At 57.1% G+C, this 12,746-nt stretch carries 7 protein-coding genes; 3 read left to right on the top strand and 4 right to left on the bottom strand.

Annotation, left to right across the window (positions count from 1 at the left end; genetic code table 11):
- Nucleotides 1–4: 4 nt before the first annotated feature.
- From fdhD to AC0JZ1_RS18745, 3 genes are all read left to right on the top strand, one after another.
- Nucleotides 5–832: a formate dehydrogenase accessory sulfurtransferase FdhD gene (fdhD, locus tag AC0JZ1_RS18755; RefSeq protein WP_471883961.1), complete on the top strand. Its 828-nt coding sequence runs from the start codon at nucleotides 5–7 to the stop codon at nucleotides 830–832.
- The gene (locus tag AC0JZ1_RS18750; RefSeq protein WP_471883960.1) at nucleotides 819–1,160 is read left to right on the top strand and encodes a formate dehydrogenase subunit delta; all 342 of its coding nucleotides are present in this window, start codon (nucleotides 819–821) and stop codon (nucleotides 1,158–1,160) included. Before fdhD ends, AC0JZ1_RS18750 begins: the two co-directional genes overlap by 14 nt.
- Nucleotides 1,161–1,229: 69 nt before the next feature.
- Nucleotides 1,230–2,882, top strand: a complete 1,653-nt coding sequence (locus AC0JZ1_RS18745; protein WP_471883959.1) for an OFA family MFS transporter — start codon at nucleotides 1,230–1,232, stop codon at nucleotides 2,880–2,882.
- Nucleotides 2,883–3,065: 183 nt separating this feature from the next.
- On the opposite strand, the gene AC0JZ1_RS18740 is transcribed toward AC0JZ1_RS18745, so the two are convergent.
- From AC0JZ1_RS18740 to AC0JZ1_RS18725, 4 genes are all read right to left on the bottom strand, one after another.
- Complete coding sequence (locus AC0JZ1_RS18740) at nucleotides 3,066–3,914, bottom strand: asparaginase (RefSeq protein WP_471883958.1); 849 nt, start codon at nucleotides 3,912–3,914, stop codon at nucleotides 3,066–3,068.
- A 146-nt stretch (nucleotides 3,915–4,060) separates the two neighbouring features.
- Nucleotides 4,061–4,540: a chemotaxis protein CheW gene (locus tag AC0JZ1_RS18735; protein ID WP_471883957.1), complete on the bottom strand. Its 480-nt coding sequence runs from the start codon at nucleotides 4,538–4,540 to the stop codon at nucleotides 4,061–4,063.
- The gene (locus tag AC0JZ1_RS18730; protein WP_471883956.1) at nucleotides 4,540–6,327 is read right to left on the bottom strand and encodes a methyl-accepting chemotaxis protein; all 1,788 of its coding nucleotides are present in this window, start codon (nucleotides 6,325–6,327) and stop codon (nucleotides 4,540–4,542) included. Before AC0JZ1_RS18730 ends, AC0JZ1_RS18735 begins: the two co-directional genes overlap by 1 nt.
- Before the next feature lie 290 nt (nucleotides 6,328–6,617).
- A complete protein-coding gene (locus tag AC0JZ1_RS18725) occupies nucleotides 6,618–12,716 on the bottom strand; it encodes a translocation/assembly module TamB domain-containing protein (protein ID WP_471883955.1) in 6,099 nt (2,032 codons plus the stop codon).
- Nucleotides 12,717–12,746: the final 30 nt, after the last annotated feature.

Below are 12,746 nucleotides of genomic sequence, written 5' to 3'. Positions count from 1 at the left end.
GCGGGTGAAGAGAACAACCAGCCGCCGCATCAATGAGTTGGCGTTTCGCCAGGGGCAGCTTGCGCCTGGCAGCCGCCTCGTGCCGGAGGAGGTGCCAATCGCCTTCTCCTACGGTGGCTCCACCCATGCCGTGATGATGGGAACGCCTGCTGATTTGATCGACTTTGCTTATGGCTTCTCGCTGGCGGAAGAGATCATCCGCTCCGCTAATGAGATCGTCGAGGTAGAACCCATCGAGGCCGGTGCCGGTATCGATGTTCAGATCACTTTGGCTGATGATAGTGCAGAAGCGCTGGTGTCGCGGCGCAGGCGCATGGCTGGCCCCGTAGGCTGCGGCCTTTGCGGCATCGAGTCTATCGAGCAGGCCGCACGTCAAATCAAAGCGGTTCGCGAGCCCGCCTTTTCACCATCCGCCCGCTTCATTGCCGATGCGATTGCGGAACTCGGTAAGAACCAGGACCTGAACCGGGAGACCCGCGCAGTGCATGGTGCCGGGTTCTATCATTCCCAACGGGGAATGCTGGCGGTGCGCGAAGATGTGGGTCGTCACAATGCGCTCGATAAGCTCGTCGGCAGCCTGCTGCGGGAGAAGATCAACCCGGAGGAGGGGGCGGTGGTCGTCACGAGCCGCCTCTCTGTGGAGATGATCCAGAAGACGGCGCTTCTCGGATGTCCCTTTCTCATTGCAATTTCCGCCCCGACAGCGCTTGCCATTGAGACGGCGGAACAGGCAGGTATGTGTCTGATTGGCATTGCGCGTGGTGAGGAATTCGAAGTGTTTACAAGGCCTGATCGGCTTTCGATCGGAGGAGATCGCTATGTTGCACAGTAACACGGACGACAAGCTTGTCCGCATGGCCAACCAGATTGCGACTTTCTTCCAGTCGCAGCCGGAAGAGGTTCGAGTGGATGGTGTAGCCACTCACATCAACAAGTTCTGGGAGCCGCGCATGCGGCGGCGCTTTTTCGAAATGATCGATGCTGGTATCGGCGGGTTCATGCCGCTGGTGGTTGCCGCTGCGGAGAAGGTGAAGCGACCGGATAGTTCAGAACCAGCTGTTGGTCTTGGTGCAGATGCCGCCAATGGCGCACCCGGCGGGAAGGGGCCTGCTGCGGGTGAATCATTGTCGGAACCAAGCGTTCCAGAACAGACAGCTTAATGAGATGAAGATGCTGGGGCAGCATCTTTCAATAGGCATGGGCCAGACATTGCAAGGGAGGTCGTGGCAATGGCGATAGCAGGAGTGACAGGAGGAGCAGCGCCGCAGGCGGGGCTTCTCGAAAGAGAGCGCATCATTGCGCAACCGGGCTTTAACCGATGGCTTGTGCCGCCGGCAGCCCTTGCCATCCATCTTTGCATTGGCATGGCCTATGGCTTCAGCGTGTTCTGGCTGCCGCTTTCCAAGGCGCTACCAGCCACAGACCCAAGCTGCTCAAGCCTGACGCTGGCGGGTGCCTTGTTCACCACGGCCTGCAATTGGCGTGTGGCGGATCTCGGCTGGATCTACACGCTTTTCTTCGTTCTTCTCGGCTGCTCTGCGGCTATGTGGGGCGGCTGGCTGGAGCGCGTCGGTCCGCGAAAGGCTGGCTTCGTGTCTGCCTGCTGCTGGTGCGGCGGTATTCTCGTTGCAGCGGTCGGCGTCATGACGCACCAATTGTGGCTCATGTGGCTTGGGGCAGGCGTCATTGGCGGCGTGGGCCTGGGCCTTGGCTATATTTCTCCGGTCTCCACCCTGATCAAGTGGTTCCCGGACCGTCGCGGCATGGCAACCGGCATGGCTATCATGGGCTTTGGTGGCGGTGCCATGATTGGGGCACCCCTCGCCAACTTGCTGATGGGCACCTTCAAGACGGATGCATCCGTCGGCGTTTGGCAGACCTTCGTCGTGATGGCCCTCATCTACTTCGTCTTCATGATGGGTGGCGCTTTCGGCTATCGCATTCCGCCAGCGGGTTGGCGTCCTGAGGGTTGGACACCGCCCGCGGCCAAAAGCACGATGATTACGACGCGTCACGTGCATCTGCGCGATGCGCACAAGACCAAGCAGTTCTGGTTGATCTGGGCCGTGCTCTGCCTCAACGTTTCGGCGGGCATTGGCGTAATCGGCATGGCTTCGCCCATGTTGCAGGAAATCTTCGCCGGTTCGTTGATCGGTCAGCCAGGTGTTGCCTTTGCGCAGCTCGATGCGGCTCAAAAGGCGCAGATCGCGGCAATTGCGGCAGGCTTTACGGGGCTTCTATCTCTCTTCAATATTGGTGGCCGCTTCTTCTGGGCTTCCATGTCTGACAAGATTGGCCGCAAGAACACTTACTTCTGCTTCTTCATTCTCGGCATCGTGCTTTATGCACTGGCTCCAACGCTCGCCATGATGGGGTCCAAGGCATTCTTTGTTCTGGCTTTCGGCATCATCCTTTCAATGTATGGCGGTGGTTTCGCAACCATTCCCGCCTATCTGGCGGATATTTTCGGCACGCAATTCGTCGGCGCTATCCACGGTCGCTTGCTCACTGCCTGGGCGACCGCTGGTATTGTTGGTCCGGTCGTCGTCAACTACATCCGCGAAGCACAGATCGCGGCTGGTGTTGCTCCGGGGCCTGAGCTTTACACCAGCACCATGTACATCCTCGCAGGTATGCTGGCGCTCGGTCTTGTTGCAAACGCCTTTGTTCGGCCTCTTTCCGACAAATGGTTCATGTCGGATGAGGAAGTGGCTTCGCTGCAAGCTAAAACGGCTGCTGCCAATGCTGGACCGACTGGATCCTTCGGCATTGGAAAAGGCGGCTTTGATGCCAAGGCCGCTTTGGCCTGGGCTGTGGTGGGTATTCCATTGCTTTGGGGAGTCTGGGTCACGCTGAAGAGCAGCCTGGTGCTCTTCGGGTGACCCCAAAACGCTTTGCTGAAACAGAAAAGGCGGGTCGATTGGCCCGCCTTTTTCGTGTCTGTATGAGATTGCAGAGCGCTTAAAGCAGATGGCCGCTTATCAGCTTCATGCAACGTGCTTCAACTTCTTGTTTTTACGCAAGTCGTCATCGCAAAACCGCTGCACACTTTTGCGCGACATGCTTTAGTTGAGCCAGAGTTTGATCAGCGCTGCCTCTGGCGTATCGTCGCCGCCGTTTTCAACACCCGCTTCCCAAAGGACTGCGCCTGCAGCATAGGAACCTGGAATAATGCCGCCGCCTTCACATTGGCTGACGGCGCGAATGCGCTTGCCATCTTTTACGGCATCCTGAAATGCCTTGAGAACCAACGGGCAGGCCATGACCGTGCCTGCGCCGAAGACGCGCAAAACAGCGCCATCCAATGTCTTCAATGCCGCTTCGTACATTTCGCCCGGTGCGCCAGGGCTCAGTGCCAATATGGCGAGCTTACGATCGTCAAAGTTTCGGAGCTTGGGTTGCGCTAAAGGTGCCTGCGGTTGGGCCCTGAAGGAGATAGGGTCATGACTGTGATGCTTGACCAGTCCCTCAGCGCGCAACAGCTCGCCCGCGAAGGCCAGGAACACGCCTTCACCTTCCTGCTGACTGGCCTCGATGGCCAGCGAAAGATTTGCTTCTGCATCCCCATCCTCGCCAAGAGGAACCATGGAGCCGCAGAGAATGACACGTCTTCCTTCTCCAACAAGCGCCTGCGAGAGTGCAGCTCCGGTGAAGGACATGGTGTCCGTTCCATGCGTAATGATCGTTGGCACACCAGGGTGGGCGCGGATCGCTTCCAACATGGCGTTCCAGTGGGTGGGGCCAACATTCGCGCTGTCCAGCAGCGGATTGAAGACATTGGCAACCAAGGTAATGCCTTCCGGCAACCTGGCGCTCAGCGCGCTTTCCACCAGCCCTTTTAATGGGGCAAGCCCTTCGGGGCTAGGCGCCATTCCAATTGTTCCGCCAGTATGAATAAGAAGCAATCGGGCCACAAAAAAATCCCCTTCAAAACTGTCAGGTTTTTTATCGAAGCTGGCCCCTGAGATCAATATGAGCCCATGAAACATAGATAATGCTAATGTAAAAGGCGGCCCACGACATTGCCGTAGGACCGCCCCTCAAATTTCGTTTTGATAGATCAGGCTGCCAAGTCTTCCAGATCGGAACCCTTGAACATCTTAGACAGGTTCAAGAAGCAGATCATGCCGTTTTCGCTGGCAATGATACCTTCTGAAAATGACTTGTCGAAGGATGCCGAAACTTCAGGAACCGGTTGGATCTGGGTCGAGCTGATGGTGAGAATATCCGAAACCCGGTCCACCAGCATTCCGATGACCATGTTGTGCACTTCGGTCACCACGATTGCTGAACGCTCGTTGGCCACTGTGCTTTTCATGCCCAGCTTAAAGGCCAGATCGATGATCGGAATAACCGAGCCACGCAGGTTCATGACGCCAATGACATCGGCTGGCGCATGTGGGATTGGAGTTGAAGGTGCCCATCCGCGAATTTCGCGGATCGTGGTTGTCTTCACACAAAACTCCTGATCATGCAGACGGAATGCGATGATTTCGAGCGTGTCACCACTGAAACTGTTTGATGTAATTGTCGTAGCCATCAAAATTCTTCCCAACTCTCCGATGCCAAGGCTGCAGCCGCGCCGGAACGCCCGCGTGCAACCGTTACCGCCCTCTGGCGCGGGGATGATGCTGTATGTGTGGCATCAGTTCGCGCAATCGGTTCTACTTTAGCGGAAGTTCGTTTCTCAAAGCTAAATCTCTGAAGCATTTCGCGCAGAGAATTTGCTTCTCCTGCGAGGCTATGGCTGGCCGCTGAGGATTCCTCTACCATGGCGGCATTCTGCTGCGTGTTTTGATCGATGAGGTTGATGGCATTGCTGATTTCGCGAAGGCCGACAGACTGCTCGCGGCTTGCCTCGATGATGGCTTTGACATTGGAATTGATATCATCGACCTCGGTGATGATCGCCTGCAATGCTCGACCGGTCTGATCAACAAGCGAGACGCCCTGCTGAACCTGCGAGGTGGAGGTGTTGATCAACGCTTTGATTTCCTTGGCGGCCTTGGCGGAGCGTTGTGCGAGCTCGCGTACCTCCTGAGCAACCACGGCAAAGCCCTTGCCAGCCTCTCCCGCGCGCGCAGCCTCAACGCCTGCATTGAGCGCAAGCAGATTGGTCTGGAAAGCGATTTCATCAATCACGCCAATGATATTGGAAATTTCGCCAGAGGATTTTTCGATTTGCCCCATGGCCTCGATGGCCGAGGTAACCACTTCGCCGGACCGGGTGGCACCCTTGGTCGTACGTTCCACCAATTGACCGGCTTCCTCTGCGCGCTTGGCGCTTGTGGCAACGGTTTGGGAGACTTGAGTTAACGCAGCTGCTGTTTGCTCAACGGCCGCAGCTTGCCGTTCGGTGCGATGCGCAAGACTGCCAGAGGCTTCACGCACCTGACCCGAACTGGCAGCGATGGCGGACGCATTGTGCGCAACAGCTTCCATGGCGTTTGAAAGCGTTTCAATGGAGGCATTGAAGTCTTGGCGAATTCCATCCAGGCTTGGAATGAACGGGCGCTGCAATCGAACTCTAAGATCGCCCCGTGAAAGCGACATCAGCCCTTCACCAAGCTCATCACATGCGCGTACGCGCTCCGTAATGTCGGTGGCAAATTTCACGACCTTGAAGACGCGGCCATCACTGTCCTGGATCGGATTGTAGGACGCCTGAATCCAAACGACCTTCCCACCCTTGCCAATTCTTTTGTACTCGGCGGAAGAGGCTTCTCCGCCCGCCAAACGTGCCCAGAATTCTTTGTATTCTTTACTTTGTACCCAGGTCGGATCGCAGAACATGCTGTGGTGCCGACCTTGGATCTCTGCCGCAGAGTAACCAAGACAGTTCAGGAAGTTTTCGTTGGCTTGCAAGATTTCGCCGGTCGGAAGAAACTCGATGACAGCTTGCGTGCGGGAAATTGCAGCGATCTTGCCAGCATCTTCCGCAGCTTTCAGCTTCGCCGCAGTAATATCGGTTGCGATCTTCACCACCTTGGTAGGCTTGCCGCCAGACATAACCGGATTGTATGAGGCCTGAATCCAGACTTCGCGTCCACCCTTGCCAATTCGCTTGTATTCGGCTGCCTGAAACTCGCCCTGCTTAAGCCGTGACCAGAATTCTTTGTAGGCAGGTGTGCTTACGTAAGAGGGATCACAGAACATGCTGTGATGGCGCCCCTTAATCTCAGCCAAACTATAACCCAGCGCGTTGCAGAAGTTTTCATTGGCATCCAAAATCTTTCCATCAAGATCAAACTCGATCAGTGCTTGTGATCGACCGATGGCTGTCAGAAGTGATTTGGAATTTGTGAGAGATGTAAGGCTAAAGTTCATGCGACTGTTCCCCATAAGGCACAAAATACGCAACCGCATGGACGCAGGTTCACTTTTATTTGTGTGAGAGGAATAATTAGCAGTGAACTCTTAATAAGAACTAAAAGCAATTCCTGATAAACTGCCTAAACTGCTGTTTTGTATGCAAAAAACTTCTAAAATACGACGTGTTAGGACAACCATTCGATGAGCAGTTTCAAACTCGAATGGAAGAATCCGCACACTAAGTTACATGCATAGTTTCTTATAAGATCGATTTCGGGTGGGAAGTGGAGCGAGCTTGGCTTTCGTCAATACTCTTTCTCGTAAAAAATCCCGGCAGAGCCACCTTCACTGCCAGCTGAACCTTTCAGTTTCACGCCTCGACCTACATCGAGATTGATCGAAGCTTTCGCACCGCTGCTGCCGCCCTGTTCCAGCTGAAAATAGGTCTTGTCGTTCAGGCGGCGACCCACGGATACACTGGTCTGGCCATTGTCATCAGTTTTCAGATCCAGATCATCCACGCCCAGCCGCCCACGAAGGGTCTGGAAGAGAGAGCTATCACCGCCGCCTGCAAGTTGGCTCACCGCGTCTGCCAGTTGCGCAATCTGTAGGGCCGAGAGGCGAGACATGGACTGACCGAAGATCAACCGGGCCAGCACTTCATCCTGCGGCAGGGAAGGGGAGGAACCAAAGGTGATATCCGGGTCGTTAGCCACGCCAGACACATTAATGGTGATCGTGGTCTGGTTGGAGCTTGTTTCCGCCACCATATCAAGCACCGGAATCAAACTGCCGCCGAAGGTGATCTTTCCCGTGGTGAAATCCAGCCGCTTGGTGAGGATGACGATACGACCGCGCCGCATCTCAAATCCGCCAGATACGATGGGTTCTGCGGTGGTGCCACGCACAGTGAGATTGCCGCCCAGCTCCGCATCAATGCCACGACCACGAACGAAGATGCCGTTTGGAGCATTGAGGGTCAGATCAAGACTGAGGCTTCGGCTTGTGCCTTCTCCGCCCTTTGGCGCAAGAGACGCAAGCAGTGCGCGTACGTCCGCAGGTGCATTCTTATGCTTGACGTTGATTTCGGCGAGCGAGGCAGGCAGCTTTGCCGGAACGGTGATGTTGGCTTTGACAAGCGTCACGGTTCCACCAAGGCGTGGGTCTTGAAGCAGCGGGCCAGTCACCGTCAGGTTGCCGTTGACCGTTGCCGTTACCAGAGTGCCATCCACATAGGTCGCATTGTTGAGCGCGATCCGAAGATCAGCGGCAAAGCCATCCGTCAACCCAACAGATCCTTGAGCGCTGATCGTGCCGCCCGTGGAAAGAGCAGCCGTTGCGCTGGAGATTTCCGCGCGGTCTCGGTTGAAATGCACCTGCGCGTTGATTTTGTTGAGCGCGAGGTTTCGGCGCACATCGATCAAACGAGCATCGCTCGTTGAGGCCGTTCCCGTTATCTGAGGTGCGCTCGCCGTGCCGCCAATCGAAACATTTACATTGCCGGTGCCGGAAGGAACGAAGCCTTGTGCTGACAACTGCGTGGCCAGGAGGGCAAAGGGAAGGCCACCGCGAAACTGCAGGTTCAGCGGTCTATCGCCCGCCAGCCCAACCGTGCCGCCGCCGGAAAGGTTCAAACCTCCAGCGCCGCTCAACTCGGTCTGGAAGTTGACCGCATTGTTCTCAAGGCTGCCGTTCACACCAATACGAAAGGATTGGAGCCCGGCGCTTCTGATCTGCGCCAGGGAGGCATCGGCCCAGGTGAGGTTAAAGCGCGCGCCAGCTCCACCCGCACCCGGCAGGGCAGTGACTTTGCCCGAGATAACGCCGGTTGCGCCAAGGCCTGGAACAAAGGCGTTGGCCAGATTGGCGGGAAGGGCTGCGATATCCGCATTCAGATTGGTTGTAGGAAGACCTTTTCCGTCGCTAGGCAAGGTCACATCGCCATTTGCCGTGACAGAAAGGCCATTTGGGCCGCTAAGGCGGGTCTCGCCCAAAGTCAGCTTGCGGTTTTCAAACGACCCTTGGGCTCGCAGGTTCAGCGGTCCAACACCTGCATCACCTCTGCGGCGAATCGAGCCATCGGCCCATTGCAGATCGTAACGAATAGCCGGTGCAGCCGTCGTGCCCGACACTGCAGCCGTGCCAGAAACAATGCCGGAAGCCTGCATGCCGGGAAGAAAGGCATTGGCAAGCGCAGCTGGAAAAGCGTCAAGGGCGGCTTGCAGGTTCAACTCTCGCTCGCCCGTCAGGCCGATGGTACCATTGGCCTTTGCCGATAGGCCAGACGGACCCGTCAAACCGGATTCGGCAATGGTCAAAGCCCCGTTTTCCAGTCTGCCTTTTGCATTAAAAGCCAAGCCTTGAATGCCTGCTGCTCGCGTTTGCGCTGTGGCAGCATCCCTCCAGGCGAGATTGAAATCGGCCACGGGTGCTTCTGCCGTTCCGCTGGATTGAACGGAGCCCGAAATGACCCCGCTTGCGTCAAGTCCGGGTACGAATGCATTCGCCAGTGCAGCCGGCAGTGAGGCGATATTGCCATTGACGTTCAGCACCGGCCCTTGCGGACTATTCAGCAGAACGCGACCTTTTGCCGTGACCGAAAGGCCGGAAGGATCGGTAAGGGACGTATCGTCCAGTGTCAGCGTGTTGTTTTCAAGGCTTCCGAGAGCGCGCAGCGCGATGGCGTTTGCGCCTGCCTGACGGCTTTCTGCTATCGAAAGATCAGAGCCTGAAAGATCGTAGCGCACGACTGGAACCGCAACATTGCCGCCAAGTGTCACACGACCCTTCAACTGCCCCTTCGCATCCAGCCCTGGACGCAACACATCCGCGAGCGACAGGGGCAGATTGACAAGATCCAGGCGCATATTGAGCGCCCTGTCCCCATCAAGGGCCGCCGTGCCGCTGGCTTTCAAGGAAACATTGTCGCCGCCAACAAGCTCTGCTTGGGAAAGTGTCAGGATCTGGTTCTCAACTGTACCGTTGGCGATCAGGTTGAGATTGGGCAGGCCAGCCTTGCGCGTCTGTTCAAAGGAAGCATCCGCCAGCTTGGCCTGGAAGGAGGCCTTAGGAGCAGCCAGCGTACCAGACGCGTTGATAGTGCCGGAAAGGGTGCCGACTGCGCCAAGATCGGGGCGCAACGCATTGGCAAGACTTGCAGGAATGGACGAAAGATCGGCCTGAAGGTTGATGGCCCGGTCATCGGCAAGGTTGAGACTGCCTGTCACGCGTGCGGCGAGATCCTTGCCGCCTTGCAGAACGAATTCATTGACCGTCAGCCTATTGTTCTCAAAGCGGCCATCCAACCGTCCGCGCACCGCCTCGATCCCGCCTGCGCGGGTTTGAACGGTGGAAACTTCCCCAAGAGCCAGTTGAGCAGTTGCGACAGGTGCGCCAACCGTGCCGGTAACCGCTGCTGTGCCTGTTATCTGGCCTTTCGCGTCCAGGTTCGGCACGAAGCTGTTGGCGATGCTGGCCGGAATGGAAGCGATGTCCGCTTTCAGGTTCAAGGTCTGCGGTGTGGTTGTCGAAACGGTACCGTTTGCATGCAAGGAGAGGCCGTCGCGTCCGGTCAGGGCCGCGTCTTCCACCGTCAGCAAGCTGCCTTGCATACGGCCTCGGCTGGAAAGCGTGAAAGCGCCGAGGTTGCGAGTGCGGGTTTCGCCAACCTGGGCACTGTTCCATGCGAGGCTGTAGCGAATAACAGGATCGGACGAACGTCCGGCAAGCGTCGCAGCGCCACCGATTTTACCTTCCGCGCCAAGACCCGGCACAAAGCTATCGGCTATGGCAGCTGGAAGATCACTAACACGCAAGGCGACGTTCAATTGCGGCCCGGCTGTGCCTTCCACTACGACTTTGCCACCGCCCGCATTCAGAGTAATCGTGCCAAGAGCAGCGCTGCCTGAAGCCAAACGAACCCGCGCCGGTTCGGCGAGTGCAATGTCAATGCCATTTGGCTTTGCAGCCAAGCGGTTGATCTCGATTGTGATCTGGTCGGGTGCCGTGCGGTCCACAACGCCCTGCATCACCAGGGGAGCATCGGAATAGCGAGCTTCCAGATCAAGGTTCGTGCGCTTCGCATCGCCCTCAAGCTTGAGATTTACATCCTGAAGCTTTTGCCCCGCGACCGTGATCGCATTGGCGCGAACCGTACCTTGTGCAATCAGCGCCATCACATCCGTGCTGGCCAGATCAATGGCTGGTGCTTCAATTACGCCGCCGTTCGCCACAACCGATTGGCCAGTGGCATTGATGGTCGCGGACATTTTGCCGTTATCATTGCCCAGCGAAAGGGAGCCGCGAAGGTCGCCGCTTGCCTGTTGACCTGCAAGTGAGGCCAGTAGGCCGATGTCGGGCAAATCGAAAGCGAGTTGTCCCTGTGGCAGGAAATTGTTGGAAAGATCGAGAGCGCCGCTAATGCGGTTTGCGCCTGCATCGAGCGCTATGCGAGGCAGCTTATAAAGATCGTTTTCCTGACGAATTTCTGCATCGAGCTTCAGTGGCTTACCATCGACCCTACCTGACACGATGGCCGTGCCTGCTGTTTTGCCACTGCCGACTGTTCCGTCAAACCGGGCGCTGACGGCTTCCAGCATCCGGCCGCTGTAGCGAGCCTCCGCAGCGTTAACCACGGCCTTCACACCGAGGGCCTCCAGTGGGCCGTTGAGTGTCACGTCATAGCCAGCAGCGCCTTTTGCATCCGGGCGGAACTTGGCGATTTCGGCCACACGACCGGCCAAGCGCGCTTCCAGCTTGCCGCCATCGAGAAGCAGGTTGCCGTGTCCCTCCACGACATTGGATTTTACGACCAGGTTTTCCAGGCTCATGCGCCCGCCGATCACGGCATCCACATAGCCTTCGATGCCAACCATGTCCTCAAAGTATTGACTTGCCGCTTCTGGCATACCGCTCGGGTTGAGCGACATGCGGATATTGCCGGTCACCGATTGCTTGGAGGTGTTGTATGCACCGCTGATCGTGCCGGAAAGATTGGCGCTCTCAAAGGTCGATGCATCAAGCCCAATGGCAGGAGGCGCAAGACGAATAGGCGCATCCAGACGGATCGGGCCTTCGATCAGCCGATCAAGATCGGGATTGTCGAAATCTGCCTGAGCAATGCTAAGGCGGGTGCGGATGCTGCCTGTCTTGTCAACAAGGTTGAGATCTTCACTCTCCGCCTGAAGACGGATTTGTCCAAAGGTGGCCCCACTGGCAGACAGGGACTTCAGCGCAGCCGTTGCATTGAAGCGCGAGGATTCCGCCGGTCCCGTCAGCGTAAAATTGAAGTTGTCGATCGAAATCCGTGCAGGCTGTGGATCCATCGGCCATTCAAGGTTGATCGGGCCATTCGTCGCCGTCGCACTGCCGGTCAGGCTGTTGTCGCCAGAGGGATCGAGCGCGCCAGATGCCTGAAGTTTCATCGAACCAGTCGTCAATTCGCCCGTCTTGATCTCAATTCGGCCAGAGGATGCTATCGCAGCGCCGAGGTTGAGGTCGGTGCGATCCGGGAAAAGCGGGCGCAGGCTTGGAGGCAGAAGCGAAGTCAACTCGCCACCGCCACGAAGTTGCACCTGGTGCGCACCTTCTGCACTAAGGCTATGCTGTCCATCCAGGCTGATAACGGGCTTGCCATCTACGGTACCACGCAGCTGACCGGACCAGTTGGAAAGTGGCCCCTGGCCGTCGAGCGCCAGCGCCAGCGAAGGCGATCCGGGCAGATGCAGAAGCCGCGCAAGCAGGCCGCCTTGCGGTTCTGAAACTTGGGCCTGGAGTTTCAACTCGTTCTGTTGAGGCGCAAATACGAGATCAGCCTGGGCAACGGCATTGGGAACATCTTTCCGACGCCCCGAAAATTTCAGACCTACGCGCTCTCCCGTCGCATTGGCCGCACCTTCTGCTTCCAGATCGAAATGACGCCCTGTCAGCGCCGGTTCCAGCGCAACGTTTGGCAGTCGAAAGCTATCGATCTGAACAGCAACGGGCAGGGAAAATCCGTTGCCGGAACTGTCTGTCTGGTTCTGGGCGGGTGTTGTGGAAGCAAGCGGGGCACGTATGGCTTTCAATGCGCCAATTTCGATCCGCTCCGCATGGAAAGTTGCGCGCAGAAGTGAAAGCGGTGACCAGTCAACAGCAATGTTTGAGGCTTCCGCGTAAACGCCATCCCGATCCGCCAGCGTCACAGTGTCAAGCTTGAGGTGACCCGTGAGAAGGCCACGCGGAGGCGAGATGGTGATTGTCTGGTCTAGAGAAGAGATAAGTGAGGAAACAAGGTTTCCGGCTAACCGATTGCCAGCGGCGGTAAAGCCCAGAAACAGCGCCAGTGCCACCACCAGAACAACGGCAAGCGCCACCACGGCAAGCGCGGCGCGCAAAATCCAGTGTGTTCGACGCGGTGATGTCATGAACGCGGGTTCACCTTTGGCAAGCTGTCG

The sequence above is a fragment of the Affinirhizobium capsici genome, assembly GCF_977018625.1.
The sequence above is the reverse complement of the archived record's forward strand: the minus strand, read 5'-3'. Positions and strand labels throughout refer to the sequence as shown.